This is a genomic window from Gordonia sp. CPCC 206044, from assembly GCF_048537895.1.
GTDB lineage: Bacteria > Actinomycetota > Actinomycetes > Mycobacteriales > Mycobacteriaceae > Gordonia.
This window is the reverse complement of the sequence record NZ_JBCLVL010000004.1, coordinates 393,181-417,155: the sequence shown is the minus strand read 5'-3', so window position 1 is coordinate 417,155 and position 23,975 is coordinate 393,181. Positions and strand designations below refer to the sequence as shown.

At 66.6% G+C, this 23,975-nt stretch carries 22 protein-coding genes; 13 read left to right on the top strand and 9 right to left on the bottom strand.

Going from position 1 to position 23,975, the window contains the following annotated elements:
- Positions 1–61 precede the first annotated feature (61 nt).
- Entirely contained in the window at positions 62–967 is a 906-nt protein-coding gene (locus AAFP35_RS08520) for a MazG family protein (RefSeq protein WP_419221122.1), read from the top strand.
- 7 nt (positions 968–974) lie between these two features.
- Here AAFP35_RS08520 and efeB read toward each other — a convergent pair whose 3' ends face one another.
- From efeB to efeU, 3 genes are read right to left on the bottom strand one after another with little or no spacing between them, the layout of a single operon-like run.
- On the bottom strand, positions 975–2,282 hold the full coding sequence (gene efeB, locus AAFP35_RS08515; protein WP_419221121.1) for an iron uptake transporter deferrochelatase/peroxidase subunit: 1,308 nt from the start codon (positions 2,280–2,282) through the stop codon (positions 975–977).
- A complete protein-coding gene (gene efeO / locus AAFP35_RS08510; RefSeq protein WP_419221168.1) occupies positions 2,282–3,460 on the bottom strand; it encodes an iron uptake system protein EfeO in 1,179 nt (392 codons plus the stop codon). Before efeO ends, efeB begins: the two co-directional genes overlap by 1 nt.
- 41 nt (positions 3,461–3,501) lie before the next feature.
- On the bottom strand, positions 3,502–4,413 hold the full coding sequence (gene efeU, locus AAFP35_RS08505; RefSeq protein ID WP_419221120.1) for an iron uptake transporter permease EfeU: 912 nt from the start codon (positions 4,411–4,413) through the stop codon (positions 3,502–3,504).
- Positions 4,414–4,609: 196 nt separating this feature from the next.
- Between efeU and AAFP35_RS08500 the strand changes: the two genes are divergently transcribed.
- From AAFP35_RS08500 to AAFP35_RS08460, 9 genes are all read left to right on the top strand, one after another.
- The gene (locus AAFP35_RS08500) at positions 4,610–5,320 is read left to right on the top strand and encodes a lytic transglycosylase domain-containing protein (protein WP_419221167.1); all 711 of its coding nucleotides are present in this window, start codon (positions 4,610–4,612) and stop codon (positions 5,318–5,320) included.
- A 122-nt stretch (positions 5,321–5,442) separates the two neighbouring features.
- The gene (eno, locus tag AAFP35_RS08495; protein WP_419221119.1) at positions 5,443–6,726 is read left to right on the top strand and encodes a phosphopyruvate hydratase; all 1,284 of its coding nucleotides are present in this window, start codon (positions 5,443–5,445) and stop codon (positions 6,724–6,726) included.
- Positions 6,727–6,898: 172 nt separating this feature from the next.
- Positions 6,899–7,423, top strand: coding sequence for a septum formation initiator family protein (locus tag AAFP35_RS08490; protein WP_419221118.1), 525 nt, complete (start codon positions 6,899–6,901; stop codon positions 7,421–7,423).
- Positions 7,420–7,968, top strand: coding sequence for a DUF501 domain-containing protein (locus tag AAFP35_RS08485; RefSeq protein ID WP_419221117.1), 549 nt, complete (start codon positions 7,420–7,422; stop codon positions 7,966–7,968). Before AAFP35_RS08490 ends, AAFP35_RS08485 begins: the two co-directional genes overlap by 4 nt.
- Positions 7,965–8,930, top strand: a complete 966-nt coding sequence (locus tag AAFP35_RS08480) for an exopolyphosphatase (protein ID WP_419221116.1) — start codon at positions 7,965–7,967, stop codon at positions 8,928–8,930. Before AAFP35_RS08485 ends, AAFP35_RS08480 begins: the two co-directional genes overlap by 4 nt.
- Before the next feature lie 391 nt (positions 8,931–9,321).
- Complete coding sequence (locus tag AAFP35_RS08475) at positions 9,322–11,919, top strand: ABC transporter ATP-binding protein/permease (RefSeq protein ID WP_419221115.1); 2,598 nt, start codon at positions 9,322–9,324, stop codon at positions 11,917–11,919.
- Entirely contained in the window at positions 11,916–13,664 is a 1,749-nt protein-coding gene (locus tag AAFP35_RS08470; RefSeq protein ID WP_419221114.1) for an ABC transporter ATP-binding protein, read from the top strand. Before AAFP35_RS08475 ends, AAFP35_RS08470 begins: the two co-directional genes overlap by 4 nt.
- A gap of 53 nt (positions 13,665–13,717) precedes the next feature.
- The gene (locus AAFP35_RS08465; RefSeq protein ID WP_419221113.1) at positions 13,718–14,119 is read left to right on the top strand and encodes an antitoxin Xre/MbcA/ParS toxin-binding domain-containing protein; all 402 of its coding nucleotides are present in this window, start codon (positions 13,718–13,720) and stop codon (positions 14,117–14,119) included.
- Between the two features lie 63 nt (positions 14,120–14,182).
- Positions 14,183–14,677: an RES domain-containing protein gene (locus tag AAFP35_RS08460; RefSeq protein WP_419221112.1), complete on the top strand. Its 495-nt coding sequence runs from the start codon at positions 14,183–14,185 to the stop codon at positions 14,675–14,677.
- A gap of 16 nt (positions 14,678–14,693) precedes the next feature.
- Here AAFP35_RS08460 and AAFP35_RS08455 read toward each other — a convergent pair whose 3' ends face one another.
- The 6 genes from AAFP35_RS08455 to AAFP35_RS08430 all read right to left on the bottom strand — a co-directional run bounded on the left by AAFP35_RS08455 (position 14,694) and on the right by AAFP35_RS08430 (position 20,652).
- A complete protein-coding gene (locus AAFP35_RS08455) occupies positions 14,694–15,191 on the bottom strand; it encodes a DUF4395 domain-containing protein (RefSeq protein WP_419221111.1) in 498 nt (165 codons plus the stop codon).
- A gap of 64 nt (positions 15,192–15,255) precedes the next feature.
- A complete protein-coding gene (recQ, locus tag AAFP35_RS08450; protein ID WP_419221110.1) occupies positions 15,256–17,076 on the bottom strand; it encodes a DNA helicase RecQ in 1,821 nt (606 codons plus the stop codon).
- A gap of 45 nt (positions 17,077–17,121) precedes the next feature.
- A complete protein-coding gene (locus AAFP35_RS08445; protein ID WP_419221109.1) occupies positions 17,122–17,967 on the bottom strand; it encodes a hypothetical protein in 846 nt (281 codons plus the stop codon).
- Positions 17,964–18,260, bottom strand: coding sequence for a hypothetical protein (locus AAFP35_RS08440; protein ID WP_419221108.1), 297 nt, complete (start codon positions 18,258–18,260; stop codon positions 17,964–17,966). The genes AAFP35_RS08445 and AAFP35_RS08440 overlap by 4 nt, the downstream gene beginning before the upstream one ends.
- Positions 18,261–18,343: 83 nt before the next feature.
- Positions 18,344–19,570, bottom strand: a complete 1,227-nt coding sequence (locus AAFP35_RS08435; protein WP_419221107.1) for a fatty acid desaturase family protein — start codon at positions 19,568–19,570, stop codon at positions 18,344–18,346.
- Between the two features lie 2 nt (positions 19,571–19,572).
- A complete protein-coding gene (locus tag AAFP35_RS08430) occupies positions 19,573–20,652 on the bottom strand; it encodes a ferredoxin reductase (protein WP_419221106.1) in 1,080 nt (359 codons plus the stop codon).
- A 177-nt stretch (positions 20,653–20,829) separates the two neighbouring features.
- Between AAFP35_RS08430 and AAFP35_RS08425 the strand changes: the two genes are divergently transcribed.
- The 3 genes from AAFP35_RS08425 to AAFP35_RS08415 all read left to right on the top strand — a co-directional run bounded on the left by AAFP35_RS08425 (position 20,830) and on the right by AAFP35_RS08415 (position 23,943).
- Positions 20,830–21,513: a TetR family transcriptional regulator gene (locus AAFP35_RS08425; RefSeq protein ID WP_419221105.1), complete on the top strand. Its 684-nt coding sequence runs from the start codon at positions 20,830–20,832 to the stop codon at positions 21,511–21,513.
- Between the two features lie 75 nt (positions 21,514–21,588).
- Positions 21,589–23,025, top strand: a complete 1,437-nt coding sequence (locus AAFP35_RS08420; RefSeq protein ID WP_419221104.1) for a serine/threonine-protein kinase — start codon at positions 21,589–21,591, stop codon at positions 23,023–23,025.
- 36 nt (positions 23,026–23,061) lie between these two features.
- Positions 23,062–23,943: a hypothetical protein gene (locus AAFP35_RS08415; protein ID WP_419221103.1), complete on the top strand. Its 882-nt coding sequence runs from the start codon at positions 23,062–23,064 to the stop codon at positions 23,941–23,943.
- Positions 23,944–23,975 lie beyond the last annotated feature (32 nt).

The window sequence follows — 23,975 nt, the reverse complement described above, 5'->3', positions numbered from 1 at the left end:
CGACGACGGCGGTGGTCGGCTGCCGTCGGGACCGCACCCCTCGAGCGGGAGGTATTGCCCGGTGACCGTCGTTCTCCTCGATCCGCTTCGGCCCGACGTGATCCCGATCCGCGCGATCGGATTGCTGTCCGGACCGGTCGTCGTCACCGCGGAGGTGAGTCCGTCGACCCTGCGAGATCTGGGCCTTCCCGAGTCCGTCCGCACCGACGTCGATGACCCCGAGGCCACCCTGATCACCAGCGACCGCACGCATCCGTTCGTCACCGCGCGACGCGAACGCGACGACGAGTTCATCGCCGCGAGCAGACAACCCGGCGAAGACCTACTCGAAGCCGTTGCGCTGATGGAGACTCTGCGGCGGTCGGGCCCCTGGGAGCGTACGCAGACACATCTGTCGCTGCGGCGCTATCTTCTCGAGGAATGCTACGAGGTGCTCGACGCGATCGACGACGGCGACCCCGAGTTGCTGCGCGAGGAACTCGGAGACCTGCTGTTGCAGATACTGTTCCATGCCCGCATCGCCGCCGACGACACTGCCGACCCGTTCACCATCGACGACGTCGCGCGCAGTTTCACCGAGAAGGTCACGCGCCGAACACCGGGAGTCCTGTCCGGCGCCCATGCAGACCTCGAGACACAGATCCGTGAGTGGGAGGAACGCAAGGCTGCGGAGAAGCGGCGAGGCTCGGTGCTCGACGGTGTGGCGACCACTGCGCCCGCACTGGCCCTGACGCAGAAGGTGCTCGAGCGCCTCGCCGCCGCCGACTTTCCCGCGGATGCGATCGACCCGGCGGTCACCGATGTCGTCGTGGCGCCTGGCGGTGACAGTGTCGAAGAGGTTGCGCGTCAACGTGTACGAGCGTTGATGCGTGAGGTGCGGGCCATCGAGGAGCGTGCGGCGGCGCACGGCGTCGCACTCGAGAGTCGTGACGCCTGGTCGAGATTCGGCGTCGACGGCGACCGCTGAGGAGCGCTCAGCCCTCGAAGAGGTGCTGCCCCCACCATTCGCCGGGCCGGAGGCCGGGCGGGATCGCGAACACCGACGAGCCGTTCGGGATCAGGTACTCGGTCATCGCGTCCTGGCGAGAGAGCACCTGCTGCATCGGCACGAACTGCTTGGACGTATCACGGTTGAACGCGATGAAGAACAACCCGGCGTCGAGATGGCCGAAGCCGTCGGAGCCGTCGGTGAAGTTGTAGCCGCGACGGAGTATCTGGATGCCGCCGAGGTTGTCGGGGTGGGCCAGGCGTACGTGCGCGGTTCTCGGAATGAACGGTGCGCCATACGAAGTCACGTTGAAGTCCGGGGTGTCGAACTCGTCCTGCTGGCCGAGTGGGGCGCCCGAGCCCTTGTACCTCCCGACGATCTGTTCCTGTTCGAGCAGGTTGCCGCGGTCCCAGGGTTCGATGTCCATGCGGATACGTCGCGCGACGAGGTAGGTGCCGCCGGTCATCCACTGCGCGGCGGCCGGGTTGTCTTCGGGCGCCACCCAGACCCAGCGGTCCAATAGGTCGGTCTGCTCGGCGCGGAGGTTGGCCGTTCCGTCCTTGAAGCCGAACAGGTTGCGCGGGGTGTCCTGACCTTCGGTGGTCGACGAGGTGCGGCCGAATCCCAATTGCGACCACCGCACCGCGACCACCCCGGTGCCCATGCGGGCCAGGTTGCGAATGGCGTGCACGGCGACCTGCGGATCGTCGGCGCACGCCTGAATGCAGATGTCCCCGAAGGATCGGGCGGGTTCGATCTTCTCGGCGGCGAAGGCAGGCAGGTCGGCGAGGGCGGCCGGTTTGCGGTCCGCGATGCCGAAACGGTCGCGCCGGGCCGGATCCGAGACACTCGGGCCGAACAGGCCCGGCCCGAACCCGATGGTCAGGGTGAGGTTGGCGGCACCGAGGCCCAGTGCCTCACCGGTGTCGGTGGGCGGCTTGTAGTCACCCATGCCGACCGCGCCGTCGGGTGTCGTCTCTTCTCCGCGGGTCATCCGCTCGGCGGCCGTCGTCCAGGCCTTGAGCATCGCGATCAGATCGGCCCGCGAGTCGGTGATCACGTCGAAGCTGGCGAAATGCAGACGGTCCTGCACAGCCGTGACGATGCCTGCCTGGTGTTCGCCGCGAAAGGCGACCATGTCGGTGCCGGTGTCCTCGGCTGCCGTGGCCCGGCCCAGCGCGGCGCCGCCCGCCGCTGCGGCGACCACCCCGACGCCCGCGCCACCCAGCAGTGCACGGCGCGAGAAGCCTTGCCGCTTGGGGGGTTCGGCAGGAGTCGGGGTGTCGTCGGTCATCAGCCCAGCACCAGCCCCGGCACCTGCGACAGCGTTGCCGACAGGGCGTCGATCTTGTTCGACAGATCCTTGCGCTGTTCGGGTGTCACCTGCGTGTACGACACGTAGCCGTCGCCCTCACGGAACTGGTTGATCGCCGTGCGCACCTCGCCGAACTGACCGGTGATCTTGTCCATCAACTGCGGATCCTTCGCGGCGATGATCGGCTGCATCGTCGCGATGGCGGTTTCCGAACCGTCCACGTTGGCCGCGAAGTCCCACAGGTCGGTGTGCGAGTACCGATCCTCTTCACCATCGACCTTGGTGGCTGCGATCTCGTCGATCAGCGCCTGCGGTCCCTGCACGAACGAGCGGGTCTCGAAGGTGAAGTCGGGCTTGCCGACCTCCTCCTTGAGTTTGGTGACGTTCGCGAGCAGTTCGTCGGCCACCTTGTCGATGTTCGCCTTGGTGTCGGTGGCCTTCGCGTCGGCCGCGTCCGTCGGTGCGATCTGGCCAGGCGCGTCGCCGATCTCGGCTTGCTGCGGCGGCCACAGGTAGCGCTCCAGACGGTGGAATCCGGTGAACGGCTGCTTGCCGTCCTCGGTGTCGTCCCAGCGCATGTCGATGGCCGGATCGAGGTCGGGGAACGACTCCGCCACCGGCTCGATCCGCTCGTACGGGGTGCGGGTGAGGCCGAACTCGGCGCGGGCTGCGTCGAGGTTGCCGCTCTTGATGTTGCCGACGAAACTCTGGGTCTGCGCGACCAGCGTGTTCAGCTGATTGCGGACGTAGGTGACGTACTGCTCCTTGGCGTTGTTGACGTCGGCCGGGTCCTGGGACTTCTCCTTGCTCTCACCGCTGACGCTGATCTCCTCGCGGATGCCGGTGCCGACCATGCCCGGCTTGCAGGCCACCGTGTAGGTGCCCGGATCGGTGACCTCGACGGTGAGATTGCCGGACAGGCCCGGCCCGATGTTCTCCACCTCGCCCAGCACGCGATTGTTGTTGCCGTACACGTAGAACTCGGTGACCTTCGATCCGTTGTTGGTCACCTTGAAACTCACGTCGCCGGTCTGGGCGTCGGTGCCGTCGAGCTCGCAGGCGTCGTTGGTCGAGGTGACCGCGATCGCGCCGTCGGCGCCCGCCTTGGAGGTACAGCCTGCCAGCAGCATCGGCGCGGCGACTGCCAGCGACAGCATCGTGACCGCGGTGGTGCTTCTCGAGTTCAACTGCATTCCTTTCAGATACCGGCGTCTGTGGCGGCCGGGGATGGGGACGTCGACTCGGCGCGTTTCGGGGCGGCGGGACGTTGGCGGTTGGCGCGCAGGAAGAAGAAGAGTACGACCACGACGTACACGCACCATGCGACGACCTGCAGGACCGTGGGGTCGGGTCGGAAGTTGAAGATGCCGGCGAACACCGTGCCGTACCACGACGACTGGTCGTAGTGCTCGCTGATGTCGAAGGCGAGCGCGTTGCCACCGGGCAGCCACCCCACCGTCTGCAGTGCGCGGACGCCGTACGAGAGGATTCCGGCGGCGACGAAGATCAAGAAGATGCCGGTGTAGAGGAAGAACTTGTGGAAGTTCAGGCGGATCGCGCCCCGGTAGAGAAGCACCGTCACCACGACGGCGACCACGATGCCGACCAACAGGCCGAGCAGCGGCCACAGGCCACCGGACACGCTCTCGGCGTATCCGACCATCAGGAGGGCGGTCTCGAATCCCTCGCGACCGACCGCGAGGAACGCCAGACCCAGGACCGCCGACGCGCTCGTCATCAGGGCCGTCGACATGTCGTGTTTGAGATCGGACGAGATGTGCACGGCCGCCTTGCTCATCCACAGCACCATGAACGTCACGATGGTGACTGCGACCAGCGATGCCACGCCGGCGATGAGCTCGGCTGTCAGCGTGGTGACCGTTGAGGTGCCCAGGTGGATGATCAGGAAGATCGCGATGACCATCGCCACCGCGGCGGCAACGCCCGCCCAGATCCATTTCAGGGCATCGCGTCGGTCCGCCTTGACCACGAATGCCACCAGAACCATCACCACGATGCCCGTTTCGAGGCCTTCGCGAAGTCCTATGAGCCCGCTCCCGAACATCTGCGCGAAAACCGACGGCGCGCTACCCGCGGCCAAGTACTCCATGCGGACCTAACTGCTCGCAGCATCGCAAGACGCTGGTTTGGTGAGGCTAACCACGTGACGATAGCCTCCGCATCCGGGAACCGAAAGACCCGATTGTCAGTTGTCACATCGGCCGAGTTCTCGGTCGGAGAACTCGGAGGGAGGCTGCCAGGTGCGTGTCGGAACGGTGAACGTGCGGCGCAGCGTGCTGGTTTCGCTGGCGCTCGGTGCGACATTGCTGTTCGTGTCGGCCTGCCTGGACCTGCCGAGGGTCACCCGCCCCGACATTCCCGACGGCATCCCGCCGGGTGCCGGAGCGCCGACGCCGTACATCGACATCAACGCGCCCGGCCGCACCGCCGAACTGTTGCGTGGTTGGGCGACCCCGATCTCCGATTCCACCGGCATTCCGTTGATCGCGCTGGAGTCCTACGGCAACGCGGCGGAGATCCAGCGCCAGCAACACCCGGAATGTGGGCTGGCGTGGACGACGCTCGCCGGGGTGGCGGCCGTGGAGAGCAAACACGGAACCCATCACGGCACCGACATCGCGCCGAACGGCGACACCTCGCCGCCGATCCGAGGGGTCGCGCTCGACGGCACCCGCGGCAACATGACCATCCACGACACCGATGGCGGCAAGATCGACGGCGACCCCACCCATGATCGTGCGATGGGCCCGTTCCAGTTCATCCCCGAGACCTGGAACCGCTTCGGCGTGGACGCCAACGGCGACGGCCGGGCCAATCCCGACAACCTCGACGACGCAGCGTTGTCGGCGGCCCGCTACCTGTGCGTCTCGGCGGGTGGCGACATGACGACGCCGGAGGGCTGGGAGAAGGCCGTCAAGGTCTACAACAACTCGACCAAATACGTCCTCGACGTGCGCGACCGCGCCAACGCCTACTCGATCAACGTCCGGTACTGAGCCGGGTCGGCTCACGAGTCCATCCCTTGGCACATGTGTCGCGCACGGACAGATTAGGCTTTGACCCGTACCTGTCGGTGTCGTCGACGACGCCGACCCGTCGACCGTAAGGGGCTAGGGCTGTGGCAATGATCGAGCAGGTCGGTGCACGCGAGATTCTCGATTCTCGGGGCAACCCGACCGTCGAGGTCGAGGTGGTACTCGACGACGGCACATTCACTCGCGCCGCGGTCCCGTCCGGTGCCTCGACGGGTGAGCACGAGGCCGTCGAATTGCGCGACGGCGGTGAACGTTACGGCGGCAAGGGTGTCACCAAGGCCGTGGAGGGCGTGCTCAGCGAACTCGCCCCCGCAGTGATCGGGCTCGAGGCCGAGGACCAGCGCCTGGTCGACCAGGCGCTCCTGGACTGCGACGGCACCCCGGACAAGGGCCGCGTCGGTGCCAACGCCATCCTCGGTGTCTCGCTCGCCGTGGCCAAGGGTGCCGCCGAGTCCGCGGGTCTGCCGTTGTTCCGTTACATCGGCGGCCCGAACGCACACATCCTGCCGGTCCCGATGATGAACATCATCAACGGTGGTGAGCACGCCGACAACGGAATCGACTTCCAGGAGTTCATGATCGCCCCGGTGGGAGCTCCCACCTTCAAGGAGGCGTTGCGCTGCGGAGCCGAGGTGTACCACGCGCTCAAGTCGGTCTTGCACAAGCAGGGGCTGAACACGGCACTCGGTGATGAGGGCGGCTTCGCGCCCGACCTGCCGAACAGTGCAGCCGCGATCGAGGCGATCGGTACCGCGGTCGACAACGCCGGCTACAAGTTCGGCCAGGATGTCGTCATCGCCCTCGACGCCGCGGCCACCGAGTTCTTCTCCGGCGGCGTCTACAAGCTCGAGGGTCAGGACCGGTCGTCGGACGACATGATCGCCTACTTCGAGAAGCTGGTCACCGACTTCCCGATCGTGTCGATCGAAGACGGTCTTGCCGAGGACGACTGGGCAGGCTGGGCGAAGTTGACCGAGGCGATCGGCGACAAGGTGCAGCTCGTCGGCGACGACCTGTTCGTCACCAACCCCGAACGACTCGAGCGGGGGATCTCCGAGGGCGTCGCCAACGCACTTTTGGTGAAGGTGAACCAGATCGGTTCGCTCACCGAGACCCTCGATGCGGTCGCTCTGGCGCACAACAACGGCTACAAGACGATGATGAGCCACCGGTCGGGTGAGACCGAGGACACGACCATCGCCGATCTCGCGGTGGCATGCGCATCCGGCCAGATCAAGACCGGTGCGCCGGCACGCAGCGAGCGCGTCGCCAAGTACAACCAGCTGCTGCGCATCGAAGAAGGTCTGGGAGACGCGGCACGCTACGCGGGGGACCTCGCCTTCCCACGGTTCTCGTTCGGTTCGTGATTAGCTGTTCCCCATGACATCAGGCGGGCACCGAGAGCGTGGTGAGCGGGCCCAATCGACTCGTGGGGCGCCGAACACGCGGCGTCATCGGGTGCGGGCGGACCGGCGTGCGACCACGCGCGGCCCGGCCGGTCCCCGGTCTCCGGGGGCCGGCGCCGGGCCGACACGTCCATTGCGTGGATCGGTCACCGAGACGGGTGAGCAGGAAGTTCACACCGACGACCTCGAACTCGACGACGTCGACGTACCGCCCGCGACGCGGGTCCGTCGGGATCGCGGCCGTGGCCGACGGCTCGACGCGGCTCGGATCGCTGCGCGTTGGGAGGGCCTCGACGCCAAGCGTGCGATCGTGTTGGCGTTGGTCGTCAGTGTCGTCGCGTTGACGCTGGCGATGCCGGTGCGAACCTACTTTTCGCAGCGCGCCGAGTTCGATCAGTTGAGTACCAGCAACGACCAGCTGCGCACGCAGGTGAGTGACTATCAGCAGAAGGTCAATGAACAGGGAGATCCCGCATACGTCGAGGCGAAGGCGCGCGAGCGTCTTCAGTTCGTGCGGCCGGGGGAGAAGGCATTGGTGATGATGTACCCCGGCGACGATGCACGCGCCGCCGCTCAGAAGCAGGCGGCCGATCGTGCCCGCAATCCCTGGTACGGCAACTTGTGGGAGTCGGTGTCGACTCCGCCCGACGCCAAGTGAGCGTCTCGGAATCGGATCTCGCCACCATCGCGGCACAGCTCGGACGTGAGCCCCGCGGTGTCATCGAGGTCAGCTATCGCACTCCGGACGGGGCGCCCGCGGTGATCAAGACGACGCCCCGACTTCCCGACGGCACGCCGTTTCCGACGCTCTACTATCTGACCGATTCACGTCTGACCGCCGAGGCGAGTCGGCAGGAGTCGGCCGGGGTCATGAAGGACATGACCGCCCGTCTGCAGTCCGATCCCGAACTCGCCGCCGCCTACCGGCGGGCACATGAGGAGTACCTGGCCGAACGCGACGCCATCGAGTCGTTGGGGACCGATTTCACCGGCGGTGGGATGCCCGATCGCGTGAAGTGCCTGCACGTACTGATGGCGCATTCCCTGGCAAAGGGCCCCGGCACCAACCCGCTCGGAGACGAGGCCGTCGCGCTGGCCGCGACCGGCGCGCTGCGGGGCACCGCCATCCCGCAGGACTGGCCCGCGCACGTTGCGGACCGGGACGAGCCCACCGACACCGCACCGGAGGATCCGACCGCATGACCGTAGTCGGCGCGGTGGACTGCGGGACCAACTCGATCCGCCTGCTGGTCGCCCGGTCCGACGACTCCGGTCGTCTCGTGGACCTGCACCGTGAGATGCGTGTGGTCCGGCTCGGCCAGGGTGTGGATGCGACTGGCCGGTTCGCCGCCGAGGCGATCGAGCGCACCCGGGTGGCCCTGGCCGATTACGTGGAGATCCTGTTGTCGCTGGGTGCCGATCGAGTCCGTATGGTCGCGACGTCGGCCACGCGTGACGCCGCCAATCGCGACGAGTTCTTCGAGATGACGTCCGCCCTCCTCGGCCGAGTGGTGCCGGGCGCAGTCGCCGAGGTGATCACGGGTGACGAGGAAGCGCGTCTGTCGTTTCGGGGTGCTGTCGGTGAACTCGACCCCGCGAGTGGACCTTTCGTGGTGACCGACCTCGGCGGAGGCTCCACCGAGGTGGTGGTCGGCGACGGCGACGGTGTCCGCGCCGCCTTCTCCGCCGACATCGGGTGTGTGCGTCTCACCGAGAGGTGCCTGCCGTCGGATCCGCCGACCGACGACGAGGTCACTGCTGCAAGGCAATTCGCGCGGCGCCGACTCGACGAGGCGTTCGCCGCGGTGCCGGTCGACGGTGCGCGGACCTGGGTCGGCGTCGCAGGCACGATGACCACGTTGGCCGCCGTGGGTGCGGGGCTGACCGAATACGATCCCGATGCGATCCACCTGTCCCGGATCTCGCTGGACGATCTCGACGTCGTGTGCCGCAGGTTGGTCGCGATGACCCGAGCCGAGCGTGCCGCGCTGGGGCCCATGCATCCGGGCCGCGTCGACGTCATCGGTGGGGGATCGCTGGTGACCATGGAACTGGCCGACGAACTGCGTCGGCGAGCCGGCATCACCGAACTCGTGGTGAGCGAACACGACATCCTCGACGGAATTGCGCTGGGCATCCTGCCCGGCCCGACGTCGGATTCCTGACCCACCGCACCTACCGCTGGGACCTTCCCGCTTGTCGCACCGACCGATGGTCGAGTAGGCACCGAGGCGCCAGCCGAGGAGCCGTATCGAGACCACCGACCGCCGCACACACCATCATCACCTACAGCGTTGCGGCAGTTGCACATTCCGGCCACGTGCTCCTGGAGGTGATGGCCATGCACGGCGCGACCCTGCTCCGCGGTGCCTTCACCAGCGAGGAGCGTGTGCGACCGACGGCCCGGTCGTCCAGGCCAGGTCATCGAGAGATTAGGGTAGCCTTCCCCATGAACCTGCAGGTGTGGTCGTGCAGTCGGTCGTCACGCGAACCGACGGCCGGGCCGGCCGGCGGGCACGTCCACTGGCGATACGGGTAGGGGAACGGAGGGCGGCGATGGCTGCTCGCGGCTTCGGAGGGACCGTCATGCGCGCATTCGGCGCGCGTGACCACCAGGTGACGGTGATCGGATCGACGTCGATCACGTCGCACTGTGTCCGGATCAGATTCCGTTCGGAAACATTGTTCACGGAAGCGCTGACAGGGCCGACCTCGTGGATTCGTGGGTGGTTCCCGGACGGCGCGGGTAAGGAACACCAGCGCGGCTACACCTTCGCCGAGGCCGACGCCGAGACGGGTGAGTTCGCCATCGACTTCGTCCTGCACGAGCCGTCCGGCCCGGCGTCCCAGTGGGCACGTGACGCGCAGCCCGGAGACGAGTTGTCGGTGATGTACATGAGTTCGGTGCCCTTCGAGGTGCCGAAGGAGAACCCGCCGCTGGGCTATCTGCTCATCGGCGACTCCGCGTCGATTCCGGCGATCAACACCATCGTGGACGCGATGCCTGCCGAGATCCCGGTGGAGCTGTACCTCGAGGAGCATGAGCCTGCCGACCGTGAGATCCCCCTGAACAGTCATCCCCGGCTGCGTGTGCACTGGGTGCAGCGGGCCGACGCAGCGTCCCTGGCCACCGCGCTGGAAACCCGCGACTGGTCGAACTGGTACGCCTGGGTCGGTCTGGAGTCCAACTCCCTCAAGGAGGTTCGCAAACGCTTCAAGGAGTTCGGCTTCCCGCGCTCGGAGGTGCACGCGCAGGCGTACTGGGCCCAGGGCAAGGCGATGGGCAAAGACCGCGACCCGGAGGCGCAGACCCCGGTGGTCGACACCATCGAGGCGAGTATCGACTCTGCAGATGAGACGGCACCAGTTCCGGCCGCCGCCGCGCCGCCATCCACGGACACTCCCGCGTCGGGGCAATGGCACGCCAACGCCGCAGGTCGCCTGCTCGCACCGCTGAAGGGCACGCTGATCGCCGCGGGCGTCTTGCAGGCGATCGTCACACTCTTCCAGTTCGCGCCGTACCTGCTGCTCGTGGAATTGGGCCGACGGCTGTTGGCGGGTGCCGACTCGAGCGAACTCTGGGCGGTCGGCATCCTCGCGTTGATCCTGCTGGGCGTCGGTGCGTTGTTGGAGGCGGTGCTGCTGCTGTGGCTGCACGCCGTCGACGGCAACTTCGCGCGCGACGTGCGCAGTCGGCTGCTGGGCAAGCTGGCCCGTCTGCCGCTGGGCTGGTTCACGGCACGTACCTCGGGCAGCATCAAATCGGTCGTGCAGGACAACACGTTGTCGTTGCACTACCTGGTGACCCATGCGGTCCTCGATGCGGTCGCCGCTGTTGTCGCGCCGATCGCGGTGCTCGTGTATCTCTTCACCGTCGACTGGGGCATCGCATTGTTCCTGCTCGTGCCGGTGCTCGGCTACGTGCTCACCATGTATCGCATGGTGATCGCGTCGGGCGGGAAGATCCCGCAGTCGCAGGTCTGGGCCGAGCGGATGAACAGCGAGACCGCGGCGTATCTGGATGCGCAGCCGGTGATCCGGGTGTTCGGCGGTGTGATGGCGTCGGGTTTCCGGCGCAGCCTCGACGGGTACATCGACTTCCTCGAGGACTGGCAACGGCCGTTCGTGCGGTCCAAGACGGTGATGGACCTCGTCACCCGGCCGACGACGTTCCTCTGGCTGATCGCCGCGGTGGGCACCGCGTTCGTGATCTGGGGCTGGGTCGAACCCGTCGACCTGCTGCCGTTCCTGTTGCTCGGCACCACCTTCGGTGCTCGACTGCTCGGTATCGGGTACGGCCTGAGCGGGCTGCGCAGCGGCATGCTCGCGGCCCGCGACATCCAGGTGACGCTCGACGAACCCGAACTCGAGGTCCTGCCGGGCTCTGCGGAGGCGACGGTGCCGGCTGCCCGGGTCGACTTCGACCGGGTCGTCTTCGGGTACCGGCGCGACCTTCCGGTGCTGCACGACATCTCGCTGACCCTGGAGCCCGGGACGGTCACCGCGCTGGTCGGTGCATCCGGTTCCGGGAAATCGACGTTGGCCGGTTTGTTGGCCAGGTTCCACGATGTGGACGCGGGTTCGATCAGGATCGGCGGGTGCGACATCCGCACCCTGAGCTCGGACGAGTTGTACCGGCGGATCGGTTTCGTGCTGCAGCACACCGAACTCGTGCACGGCACCGTCGCGGAGAACATCGCCCTCGCCGTGCCCGATGCCTCCCGTGAACAGATCGAGGAGGCGGCGCGCGCGGCCAACATCCACGACCGCATCCTGCGTCTGCCGGACGGCTACGACACGGTACTCGGCCCCGACGCGGCGCTCTCCGGTGGTGAACGTCAGCGTCTGACGATCGCCCGCGCCCTTCTCGCGGATGCACCGGTGCTGATCCTCGACGAGGCAACGGCGTTCGCCGATCCGGAATCGGAATACCTTGTGCAGCAATCGTTGAGTCGGCTCGCGCATGATCGCACGGTGCTGGTGGTCGCACACCGGCTGCACACCGTCGTCGACGCCGACCGGATCGTCGTCCTCGACGGTGGTCGCATCGTCGAATCCGGAACGCACAGTGAATTGCTGACCACCGGCGGTCGCTATCGAACGTTGTGGGAATCGACCGGTGAAGCGCAGCGGATGGCAGGAGTGGACCGATGATCCGCACTTTGTTGGCATTGTTGCCCACCCAGGGCCGCGCCGAGTTGATCCGGTTCGTCGGCTACTCGATCATCTCGGTGATCGCACGTGCGGTCGGCGTGGTGATCTTGGTGCCGCTGATCTCGGCGCTGGTGGAAGGCCGACACGACGACGCATTGATCTGGCTCGGTGCTCTGACGGTGGTGACGATCGTCGGATGGGCGGTCGACGCCGCCGGTTCGCGGGTGGCCTACGAGCTCGGATTCGGCGTGCTGAACAGCGCGCAGCATGGTGTGGCCGAACGTCTTTCGCGTACCAGGTTGACCTGGTTCGGCGCCGACAACACGGCCACGGCGCGACAGGCGATCGCATCCACGGGTCCCGATCTGGTGGGCGTGATCATCTATCTGGTGGTGCCGCTGATCGGGGCTGTTCTGTTGCCGATCGCGATCGCGGTCGCGTTGATCCCCATCGCCTGGCAGCTCGCGCTGGTCGCGCTCGCCGGAGTGCCGCTACTGTTGACCGCCCTGTGGGCGACCGGAGCGGTCAGTCGACGCGCGGATCAGGTTGCCGACGAGGCGAACTCGCGTCTGACCGAGCGGATCGTCGAGTTCGCCCGAACCCAGCAGGCGCTGCGGGTCGCGCGACGGGTGGATCCCGAGCGCAGTCTGGTCGCCGGCGCACTGAGCCATCAGCACGGTGCGACGATGCGGTTGCTGCTCATGCAGATCCCCGGTCAGTTGGTGTTCAGCGTGGTCAGTCAGATCGCGTTGTTCGCGCTCGCCGGTACCGCGGCGTGGCTGACGGTGCGTGGGGACCTGTCGACGCCCGAGGCGGTCGCGCTGATCGTCGTTGCCGTGCGATACCTGGAACCGTTCACCTCGCTCGGTGCTCTGGCCCCCGGCCTGGAGACCACCCGCCTGACCCTGCAGCGGATTCGGACGGTGCTCGACGCGCCGGTCGTCGCCAGTGGGGCCGAGCAACTGTCCCTCGACCAGGCGCCTCGGATCGAATTCGATTCCGTCGGTTTCCATTACGGAGATCCGGCACACCCCGTTCTCGACGGTCTCGACCTCGTCCTCGACGCCGGTTCGGCCACGGCGATCGTCGGACCGTCCGGTTCCGGCAAGAGCACCATCCTGGGATTGATCGCCGGGCTCCACGAGCCCACGTCGGGACGCATCCTGTTCGACGGCGTGGACGCTGCCACACTCGACACCGAATCCCGACGCGCACTGACCAGCGTGGTCTTTCAGCAGCCGTACCTGATGGTCGGCTCGATCGAGGACAACATCGCTGCAGGCGCACCGGATGCGGCGCCCGCTCGGGTTCGTGCGGCCGCCTCGGCAGCACGCGTGGACGAGATCACCGACCGTCTGCCGGACGGATTCGCGGCGCAGGTCGGGGAGGGGGGCTCGGTGCTGTCCGGCGGGGAACGTCAGCGCGTCAGCATCGCCCGTGCGCTGGTGAAGCCCGCGTCGGTACTGCTCATCGACGAGGCCACCAGCGCGTTGGACAACGAGAACGAGCGGGCCATCGTCGATGCGCTGTCGTCCGACGACGTGCCGCGTACGCGCGTCATCGTCGCGCACCGGCGTGCCGGATTGCGTCGCGTCGACCGTGTCGTGGTCGTCGAGGACGGGGCGGTGGTCGAGTCCGGTGCTCCCGAGGAGTTGCTCGGCGCGAATGGTAGGTTCGCGAAGTTCTGGCAGCACCAGGACGCGGGCGCGTCGTGGCGCCTGACCGAGACCGTGACACCGGGCTGACCCGCATCGAGCAGACCATGCCACCCAACAGATTTGTTGGGTAGGATGAGCGCATGACCAGTGCCCGTGTCCGCGACCTGCCGACGAGTTCACGCAGGCTGACGTCGCGATCCTCCGAACGCAACGACCCGCTCGCGCCCACTCGGGTCAGTTATCTCGCCGACAGCTTCGGCAAGACGCGACTGGCCGAACTCATCGGGGTCAGTCGCTCCCAGCCCACGCGGTGGATCACCGGTGAAGAGCATCCCGGGCCGATCGCCGGACCGTTGCTGATCGACCTCGAGCACATCTACGCCCGCGCCCGCCTGATCTGGGGTGAGAACGCAGCACAGGTCTGGTTGACCAGCCAGAACTCCTACCTCGGCGGCGCCCGCCCGATCGATGCCTTGAAGCTGTCGGGGGCGGCGGCGGTGTTGACGGCGCTGGACGCCGAAACCTGGGGCGGGGCAGTCTGATTGCTTGCCTATCGGGTGTTTCCATATCTCGAATCAGCACCGCCCGGTCGACCCGGTCACCCCTTGTACGAGCATCGTCCGCAGCTCGGCGGCAGGATCGATCACCCGGACTACCACGTCTGGTATGTCTCGCGCCTTGCTGAGGCGGCGTGCGGCGAGACCTTCGGCAACCTGCGCGAGTGGAGCGAGGACATGTTCGAGTTCCCGCAACTGCCCGGTGCTCGTCGCGCGTTGGGTACCTTCCGGTTACCCGACGAATTACGCGTTCTCGACCTCGACGACCCGGCCCAGCTCAGCCGCCTGGGCCTGCGTCCGTCACAGGTGGTGGTGCGTAACCTGACGGTCACCCAGCGGTGGGGGCACGAGATCTATTCGGAGACAAATGCTCTCGGCGAACGTGCGTGGGATGCCGTCTCGTGGTGGTCGTATCACCGGCCGCAGTGGACGGTGCTGGCGTCGTGGCTGCGACCCGAGGTGGTCGCGGTCGACGATCTGACGCCGACCCACCCCGCAATCGTCGATGCGGCAGACACCCTCCTGCGGCCGATCGTCGTCTGAGGATTCGCCCCGACGATCAAGCGGGCTGACGCAGCGAGATGTTGTTGCAGGCCTCGCACACCGTCTCGGGGATGATGCCGTTGCGTTGCAGGAAGCCGAAGGCCACGCAACCCAGGCAGAGGCCGAAGACGCTTTCGAGTGTGGCGGCGACGATGAGCAGGCCGACCACGATCTGGGCGGCCAGGCCGAGACCGAACAGCGAAAGGACCAGTGCGGTTGCGCTGAACACGAGTCCGACGGCCTGCGCGAAACGCTTCGGCGGTCCGGGTACCAGGCGCGACTTGCGCCAGATCTTCGGCACGATGATCCGGACGGACAGCTGACCGAACGGCGAGAAGCGTGGTCCCGCCATCACCCGGAGCACGAAGCCGAGGGCGAGGAGGGCATAGACGAGCGGATGGTTCACCACGATCGCGATGATCGCGAGCACGATCACCAGACCTGCGGTCGAACGTGCCGCGTACTCGTTGACGGGATTGGGGAACGTCAACACAGACGGCAACGAACGGGACATGTGAACCTCCTCGAGAACAACGACCAAACCTAATCAACGGCGCTGACAGCGGCAAATATTTCGCTCACGCCGATTCGAACGAGGCGATCGTCGCCAGCACCTCGTCGCCGTACTGCTCGAGTTTGGCGTCACCGATTCCGGACACCGACCGGAGTTGGTCGGTGTTGTCGGGCCGCCGAGCGGCCAGTTCACGCAGCGTGGCGTCGTTGAACACCACATACGGCGGCACTCCCCGCCGCGACGCCTCTCCCTTGCGCCAGGTCCGCAGATGCTCGAACAGCCCGCGGTCGGCCTCGGGCAGGTCGACGGCCGCCTTGGCCGTCTTGGTGCGCCCGATCGTGCGGACCGGTTCGGTGCGCAACATCACGGTCGTCTCACCACGCAGTACCGGGGCGCTCTTCTCGGTCAGCGTCAGCACCCCGTAGTCGCCGTGAGGCGCGATCACCCCGGTCGCGACCAATTGTCGGACCACGCCGCGCCACCCGGCCGCGTCGAGTTCGGTGCCGATCCCGTAGGTGGTGAGGCGGTCGTGGCCCTGCTCGCGGATGCGTGCGGTGTCTGCGCCACGCAAGATGTCGACGAGGTGCCCGGCACCGTAGGACTGCCCGTGCTCGCGGTGCAGTCGCACGATGGTCGACAGCAGCTTCTGTGCCGGGATGGTCCCGTCCCAGGTGGCCGGCGGGCTGAGGCAGGTGTCGCAGTTGCCGCAGTCCTGGGCGTCCTGGCCGAAGTAGCGCAACAGCTGGCGGCGCCGACAGTCGACTGTCTCGCAGAGCGCGAGCATCGCGTCGAGATGCTGCTGTTGGACCCGACGATGCGCCATGTCGCCGTCGGATTGGTCGATGAGTCGGCGTTGCTGCATCACGTCGGCGAGTCCGTAGGTCATCCAGGCGATCGACGGTAGCCCGTCACGACCGGCGCGACCGGTCTCCTGGTAGTACCCCTCCACGCTCTTGGGCAGATCGATGTGGGCGACGAACCGAACGTCGGGTTTGTCGATGCCCATGCCGAACGCGATGGTGGCGACCACCACCACGCCGTCGGCCCGCAGGAACCGTTCCAAGGTGTCCTGGCGGACCCGCCGATCCAGACCGGCGTGATAGGGCATCGCATCGACGCCGTTGGACTTCAGGAACTCTGCGGTCTTCTCCACCGATGCCCGGCTGAGCGCGTAGACGATGCCGGTGGCGGGTGCGCCGTCGACGACTCCCTCGGTGCGGATGAACTCCAGGAGCTGCTTGCGTGGCTCGGACTTGCCGACGATCCGGTAGGTGATGTTGGGGCGGTCGAAGTCGGCGACGAAATGCCGGGCATCGCGCAGGTGCAGGCGATCGGTGATCTCTTCGTGTGTTCGCGCGGTCGCGGTCGCGGTCAATGCGATCCGGGGGACGTCCGGCCAGATCTCGGCCAGACCGCCGAGTTCGAGATAGTCGGGCCGGAAATCGTGACCCCATTGCGAGACGCAGTGCGCCTCATCGATGGCGAACAACGCGATGGGGGCCTGCGACAACAGGTTCCGGGTTCCTGCGGTGTTGAGTCGTTCAGGTGCCACGTACAACAGGTCGAGCTCGCCCGATCGGAACGCGGTCTCCACCTCGGCGCGTTGCTCGGACGACTGGGTGGAGTTGAGGTACGCGGCGCGCACGCCGAGTCCACGGAGCGCCGCCACCTGATCGGCCATCAACGCGATGAGGGGCGACACCACGATCCCGCAGCCCTCACGCACGAGCGCCGGCACCTGATAACAGAGGCTCTTGCCACCACCGGTGGGCATGAGAACCACCGCGTCTCCGCCTGCCACCACGTGCTCGACGATCTGTTGCTGGTCGCCCCGGAACGACTCGTAGCCGAAGGTGGAACTGAGCACCTGCCACATGTCCGACATGGGACCAACGTTACTGAGGCGGGGTAGGACCGGCGCAGACCGCCGTCAGGATCGGGGATCGTGGGGCTGTTGTGGAAAGCTGTCCTGCCCGAACGGTTGTGGTGCGGGCGCATGCTGATCGCGAACGGGCTGTGCGGCAGGCATCGGCTGACCGTAAGCCTGTTGGGGATAGGGCGGTACCGGATACGCCTGTGCGCCATACGACGAGGCGGGATACGGCTGTGCCGGATGGCCCTGTGGCGGATACGTGGGCGGGGGAGCCTGTGGTGTGAAGGACTGTTGGGCGAGCGGATGTTGCGGTGTCATCGGGTACCCCGGCGCTTGCTGCCCGAACGATTGCTGCCCGAACGGTGGCGGTCCGGTGTGGAACATCGGTGGCGGCGTACCGCCGCGGGCGCGATCACGCTCGGCGAAGTACGACCACCCGAAGAAGAACGACACCAGCACCCCCAGCATGGCGATCGCCAATACGAGCGGGAAGACCCAGGCCAGGACGAACAGCCAAGTGGCCATGCCGAACCAGTCCTGGCCGCCGATGATGTAGATGAGGAAGTAGCTGACGAGGATGACGAGCGACACCACGGACAGGAATGCTGCGGCCACCCGCGCCGCACGGGCCACCGCCGCGAACATCGCGGTGATCACCAAGAGTGCGAACACCAGCAGCGAGAGCACCCAGGTCCACTGGAACGATCGCATCAGCGCGGGCGCGCGACCCGACAGCAGGTGGGTGACGAAGTGCCAGGCGTGGCCGTTGTTGATCAGGACCACGGTGACCACGATCGCGTAGAGGAACGAGATCGCGGCGACCAGACCCACTGCGACGGTCGAGAACACGAGTGATCCCGGGCGGCGCACCTGGGGTGCGCCGCCCGGGGATGACGAACTCATGACTCGGGTGACTCGTGGTCGGCGGTTGTCGGTCCGTCGACTGCCCGCGGGGCGGGCGGTTCGATGTCGATCTCATCGTCGATGACTGCGTCGATGATGTGGCGATCGTCGTCGACCTCGGCGCGCCGAGCCGCCTCGGCCATCTCGAATCCGTCCGTGACGATCTCGCCGACCTCACGGGCGACACCGGCGACCGCACCGGTGATGATGGTGGCGATCTGTCCGACATGAGTGGCCGTCGACTCGACGATCTCCTGCACCAGGTCCTTGTTGCGTTCGAACCGGTTGACCATGGTTCGCTCCCCTCGACCGTGGCCGGTCGCAGACGCCGGCCGATGTTGCCCACGAGGATACCCGCGACAGGGCGTACGGTCGGTCAGGCGACCGACGCAGGCTTCTCGCGTTCCACGGTCACCACGATGTCGTTGTCGTCGCGGGTCATGAAGTTCGGCAACGACAGTTTGGCGATCTTTGTCCAGGTGGATCCGAGTTGGTGCATCAGCGAGCCGGTGTTGTAGGGCAGACCGTAGCGTTCGCAGATCTCGCGTACCTCGCCGGCGATCTCCGGGTAGCGGCTCGCCGGGATGTCCGGGAACAGGTGATGCTCGATCTGGTGTGACAGATTGCCGCTCATGATGTGGAACAGCGGCCCGCCGGTGATGTTGGCAGATCCGAGCATCTGTCGCAGGTACCACTGGCCACGCGTCTCGTTCGCGCACTCTTCCGGGGTGAATGTCTGTGCCCCGCTGGGGAAGTGGCCGCAGAAGATGATGGAGTACGACCAGATGTTGCGCACCACGTTGGCGGTCGCGTTGCCCAGCAACGTCGGGATGAACAACGGGCCGGTGAGCGCCGGGAACACGATGTAGTCCTTGAGCGTCTGGCGACCGGCCTTGCGCCACATGCCTTTCACCAGACCCTTGACGTCATACCACTTGCGCTTGCCTGCGACGATGTTCTCGACCTCGAGGTCGTGCAGCATCACTCCCCATTCGAAGAGCAGCATGAGTGCGGTCGCGTAACCCAGGTTGCCCAGGTAATAGGGGTTCCATTTCTGGTCACGGGCCATCCGGAGCACGCCGTACCCGATGTCGCGGTCTTCACCGAGGATGTTGGTGAAGGTGTGGTGCATGTAATTGTGGCTGTGTCGCCACTGATCGCCGGGGCAGACGTTGTCCCACTCGAACTCGCGTGAGTTGTAGGTGTCCTCGCGCATCCAGTCGTACTGGCCGTGCATCACGTTGTGCCCGATCTCCATGTTGTCGAGGATCTTCGACACAGACAGCGCGCCGACGGCGGCGATCCAGGCGGGCGGGAAGAACCCCAGGTACATCAGTCCCCGGCCGGCGATCTCGAAGCCACGTTGGGCTCGGATGATCGAGTACAGGTAGTCGCGGTCTTTCTGGCCCAGGTCGGCGACGACGCGTGCGCGCAGGTCGTCGAGATCGCGGCCGAGAGCCTCGACCTGGTCGTAAGTGAGCGTGATGTTCTTGGGATCGTCGTGCTCCACGAGCAGGCCGGTCAGTGGCCTGGTCGCGTTGTCCGGGGTCTCCGGACGAGCATCGGACGAATCGGTGGTCGGGACGAGTGCGGTACTGGTCATGGTCATACCTCGATTTCCACATCGCCGACAGGGGCATTGATGCACAACTGGATCTGCGTGTCGGCTTCGGTGTCGGTTTCTCCGGTCAGCACGTTGCGGGTGCAGCCGGATCTCTTGATGGCGGTGCAGGAGAAGCAGATCCCCATCCGGCAGCCGGATTCCGGGCTCAGCCCGGCGGATTCGGCCTGGTCGAGGATGGTACGACCGTCGTTGGTCGTCGATCTGGCGGAACGTAGGAAGCTCAGCTCGCCGTCGACGGGCGCGTCGGGGTCGACGACGATCGGCGCGGCGAGTGTGAACGCCTCCTTGTGGAACTGCTGGGTCATGCCGGTGGTGTCGTAGTGCTCCTCGACGGCATTCATCAGTGCGGGCGGTCCGCAGACGAACATCTGGGCGTCGTCGAATCCCGCGATGTCGTCGAGGTGTGCGCCGGTGAAGTGTCCGTCGCCGGCGTCACGCGTGTGATGCAGGCGTAGGTCGATGTTCGGGTGCGCCGCGGCCAGGGCGGCGAGTTCGGCGCGGTAGGCGACGTCTTCGGATGTGCGCGCGTAGTGCAGGAAGGTGATCGGTTGCGCGTACCGTTCAGCTACGAGCGTACGCAACATTGAGAGTACAGGTGTAATTCCGCTGCCACCACTCACGAACACCATCGCGGCCGGGCGTTGCGAAGGCAGGACGAACTCGCCTTGCGCCTGTTGGAGGCCGACGACCATCCCGACCCGCGCGTGATCGCGCAGATACGTGGAGACGAAGCCGTCGTCATGGGCGGTGATGGTCAGTTCCAGATCCCCTTCCGCATCGGTCGCGGCATTGGCGGGGGAGAAGCAACGCATGTGGCGGACTCCGTCGATCACCACGCTGAGCTGGACATACTGTCCGGCTTCGTGGCCTTGCCACTGTCGTGTCGGACGCAGGCCCAGGCGCACGGTGCGGGGTGTCGGGTGCTCGACCGCGACGACCTTGGCGCGCAGGTCGCGCCAGGTGAGCATGGGGTCGACCAGTTCGAGGTAACGATCGACGGGGTGCGGGGACAGGGCGGCTTCGACGATCGAGCCGACCAGTTCGGGGAATCGGATGCTCATGGGCTGGCTCCGTTCGAGTGTTCGGTCACCGTTCAGTGAACAGATGTACACAAACCAGTGTGACACATCGACGCGGCGGGCCGTCAAGACGAATCCGCGGTGACGGCGATCACTGGCCGGGCTCATCGGTGCGGAGGCTGCGGCGTCGACGCGATGCACGACCCTTAGACTCGGTGCGTGACCAGGTCCCGATCCACATCCCGTTCGCGCGGCGCGCGTGACGGTGCCGAGGCGGAGAGTCGGGCCGAACGCAAGAATCGGACGCGCCAGGCGCTCCTGGACACGACGATGGAATTGGCGTCGGACCGCAGCTTCGCCAGCATCAGCCTGCGCGAGGTGGCGCGAGGTGCAGGCATCGTGCCGACCGCGTTCTATCGTCACTTCGCGTCGATGGAAGACCTGGGCGTCACTCTGGTCGAGGACTCGATGCGTGTGCTGCGGCGTACGCTGCGTGAGGGCCGTCGTGATCTCGCGGCCCGTCAGGGCCTTCCGACGGCGCAGAACTCACTGGCCATCCTGTTGCGACACGTCCACGACAACGAGGCGCAGTTCCGGTTCCTGGTGCGTGAACAGCACGGGGGTATCGCGGAGATCCGGCGTGCGATCGACACCGAATTGCGGCTGTTCTCCAAGGAACTCGCGATCGACCTGTCGCGGCTGCCCGACCTCGCGCAATGGCAGCCCGAGGACCTCGAATTGGCGGCCGAACTCATCGTCACGATCATGCTCACCGCCGTCGCCGACCTCCTCGACAACGACTACCGCGGACCGGCCGCCGAACGCGAGATCGTCGAGCGCACCGAACGACAGTTGGTGATGGTCTTCCTCGGAATGGGGCGCTGGCGACCGCGGCCTGAGTGATCGCGCGGTGGGTACCGGCTGTCCGTATCGGCAAAACCCCTGAACACCGCCGGTTATCGGACTTATGCTCGGGATATGTCCGACGTGGGCGAAATCGGCAGCCAACTCGGTCCGTACCGCCTCGACGAGGTGCTGGGCCGCGGTGGGATGGGCGAGGTCTTCCGGGCGTATGACACGGTCAAGGGACGCGTCGTCGCCCTGAAACTGCTCAGGCCCAGCGTTGTCGACGACCCGGCGTTCCAGGAGCGGTTCCGCCGGGAATCCCATGCCGCAGCGAGTCTTGCTGAGCCGCATGTCATCCCGATCCACGATTGGGGCGAGATCGATGGGCTCCTCTATCTCGACATGCGCTATGTCGCGGGAGTGAATCTACGTACCGCGATTCGACGGTTCGGAGCCCTGGAACCCGAACGTGCGGTGGCGATCGTGGGCCAGGTGGCGGCGGCTCTCGATGCAGCGCATCGTGCGGGGCTGGTGCATCGTGACGTCAAGCCTGAGAACATCCTGTTGGACGACAATGACTTCGCGTATCTCGTCGATTTCGGAATCGTGCACGGTGGTGCGGCAGATACTCGGCTGACGCAAACCGGCACGACGGTCGGTTCGGTCGCTTACATGGCACCCGAGTTGTTCGACTCCGAAGAAGCCTCACCGTCCACCGACATCTATGCCCTCACCTGCGTGCTGTTCGAATCCCTCACCGGGCGTGTGCCGTTCCCGGCCGATACGGTCAGTGCCGCCATCAAGGCCGCCGTTCTCGACCCGCCACCTTCGCCGAGCGGTGCCGACACACGGGTGCCGAGGGCATTCGACGCGGTGATCGCACGGGGCATGGCACGTGACCCGGAGCAGCGTTACCCGACGGCACGTGATCTCACGCTCGATGCGCGTAACGCGTTGCGTGGAACGGCCTCCGCCGGTGAGCCGGCCGATCAATCTACCTCTGTCATCGCAAATCCTGTTGTCCCGCAACGGGTGCCGCCGCCGGCCGGGGCAGCTTATCCGCCACCGCAGTATCCGCCGCCGCCGTACGTGCAGCAGCCCTATCCGCAGACACCCTCAGACGGCCAGCGGCGCCCGACGTTGCCGATTCTGCTCGGTGTCATCGCTGCGGTGTTGATCGCGCTGTTGGCCCTGGGCGGTTACTGGCTGGTGTCGGGGAGGTCTGACAACGACGAGGCATCCTCTGCCAATCCTCCACCGACCACACCGACGATCACGCACACCGTGACGCCGACAACGGCGCAGACGCCGTCGACCACGACGATCACCGAGGCGCCGCCTGGCTCGTCGTCGTGTGGTGCGGGGGTGTCCGCGGGATCGTCGGTCACCAGCTGCCCGTTCGCGGTTGCGGTCCGTGACGAGTATCTGCGGAGCGGTCCGAGCGGCGTATCGCGGGTGATCGTCGCCTACAGTCCGACCACCGGCACCGCCTACACCATGACGTGTGTGCCGGAGGGCGGCGCGGTGGCCTGTCGAGGGGGCAACAATGCGGTCGTCTACGTCTACTGAGTCGCGGGTGCGTGTGGCCGGCGTGGGACGCCCGTGATGCGCGATCGGCCGGTGGCGTGGATCTGTCTGTCGGTGGCGGTTCTTCTCGGTGTCGTGGGTTGCGCTTCGGCGATGTCGCAGCTGCCGGTCACCTCCCCGTCGGTCACGCCGGTGACAGTCACCGTCACGGCGACCCCGTCGACGCCGGACACTCGGGACCAACGACCATCTCTCGCTGACGGATTTCGGCGCGCGACGTCGTCGGTAGGTGTGCCGGTCGGGGTCGCGGTCGCGCCGGTGGGTGGCGACCCGGCCGCGGTGTTGGCCCTGGGCGACGGGCAGATCCATGTCGCGTGGTCGACGATCAAGGTCCCGCTGGCGGTCGCAGCCGAGCGCGAATCGGGGATCTCCGCGGCCGAAGAAGCCGCCATCGTGAACTCGGACAATGCGTCGGCCGAGCAGCTCTGGGCGTCGCTCGGTTCGTCCGAGCAGGCCGCTGCGGCGGTGACGGCGGTGCTGCGCGAGGGCGGCGACGACACGACCCTGGTGCCGTCGCGACAGCGCAGACAGGGGTTCACGACCTTCGGTCAAACGCCCTGGTCGCTGCCCTCGGCCGCTGTGTTCACAGCCAATCTCGAGTGCATGCCGGGGACGTCGCACGTCGTCGATCTGATGGGGCGGGTCGGGGCGAACCAACAGTGGGGTGTCGAGGACATGGCCGCGCCCGCATCGATTGCGGTCAAGGGCGGGTGGGGACCGGGTATCACGAGTGGTTACCTCGTCCGCCAGATCGGGCTGGTGCGTTTTGGTGACGGTCGTGCCACTGCAATCGCCATGAGTGCCGTTGCCGCATCGATGGATGGGGGGATCGCGGCCCTCGATGTCGCGGCAGGTTGGCTCGACGACAACCTCACCCGTCTGCCCCGGGGGCGCTGCTGATTCGGGTGTGCCATCACCTCATGGCAACCCAC

What these genes read in the sequence shown, in the direction of transcription:
- AAFP35_RS08480 (WP_419221116.1), top strand. Translation starts at nt 7,965, where the DNA reads ATGACCGTAGTCGGCGCGGTGGACTGCGGGACCAACTCGATCCGCCTG.
- AAFP35_RS08415 (WP_419221103.1), top strand. Translation starts at nt 23,062, where the DNA reads ATGCGCGATCGGCCGGTGGCGTGGATCTGTCTGTCGGTGGCGGTTCTT.
- recQ (WP_419221110.1), bottom strand. Translation starts at nt 17,076, where the DNA reads ATGTCGGACATGTGGCAGGTGCTCAGTTCCACCTTCGGCTACGAGTCG.
- AAFP35_RS08455 (WP_419221111.1), bottom strand. Translation starts at nt 15,191, where the DNA reads ATGTCCCGTTCGTTGCCGTCTGTGTTGACGTTCCCCAATCCCGTCAAC.
- AAFP35_RS08420 (WP_419221104.1), top strand. Translation starts at nt 21,589, where the DNA reads ATGTCCGACGTGGGCGAAATCGGCAGCCAACTCGGTCCGTACCGCCTC.
- AAFP35_RS08445 (WP_419221109.1), bottom strand. Translation starts at nt 17,967, where the DNA reads ATGAGTTCGTCATCCCCGGGCGGCGCACCCCAGGTGCGCCGCCCGGGA.
- AAFP35_RS08435 (WP_419221107.1), bottom strand. Translation starts at nt 19,570, where the DNA reads ATGACCAGTACCGCACTCGTCCCGACCACCGATTCGTCCGATGCTCGT.
- AAFP35_RS08475 (WP_419221115.1), top strand. Translation starts at nt 9,322, where the DNA reads ATGGCTGCTCGCGGCTTCGGAGGGACCGTCATGCGCGCATTCGGCGCG.
- efeO (WP_419221168.1), bottom strand. Translation starts at nt 3,460, where the DNA reads ATGCTGTCGCTGGCAGTCGCCGCGCCGATGCTGCTGGCAGGCTGTACC.
- AAFP35_RS08470 (WP_419221114.1), top strand. Translation starts at nt 11,916, where the DNA reads ATGATCCGCACTTTGTTGGCATTGTTGCCCACCCAGGGCCGCGCCGAG.
- AAFP35_RS08440 (WP_419221108.1), bottom strand. Translation starts at nt 18,260, where the DNA reads ATGGTCAACCGGTTCGAACGCAACAAGGACCTGGTGCAGGAGATCGTC.
- efeU (WP_419221120.1), bottom strand. Translation starts at nt 4,413, where the DNA reads ATGGAGTACTTGGCCGCGGGTAGCGCGCCGTCGGTTTTCGCGCAGATG.
- AAFP35_RS08465 (WP_419221113.1), top strand. Translation starts at nt 13,718, where the DNA reads ATGACCAGTGCCCGTGTCCGCGACCTGCCGACGAGTTCACGCAGGCTG.
- efeB (WP_419221121.1), bottom strand. Translation starts at nt 2,282, where the DNA reads ATGACCGACGACACCCCGACTCCTGCCGAACCCCCCAAGCGGCAAGGC.
- AAFP35_RS08430 (WP_419221106.1), bottom strand. Translation starts at nt 20,652, where the DNA reads ATGAGCATCCGATTCCCCGAACTGGTCGGCTCGATCGTCGAAGCCGCC.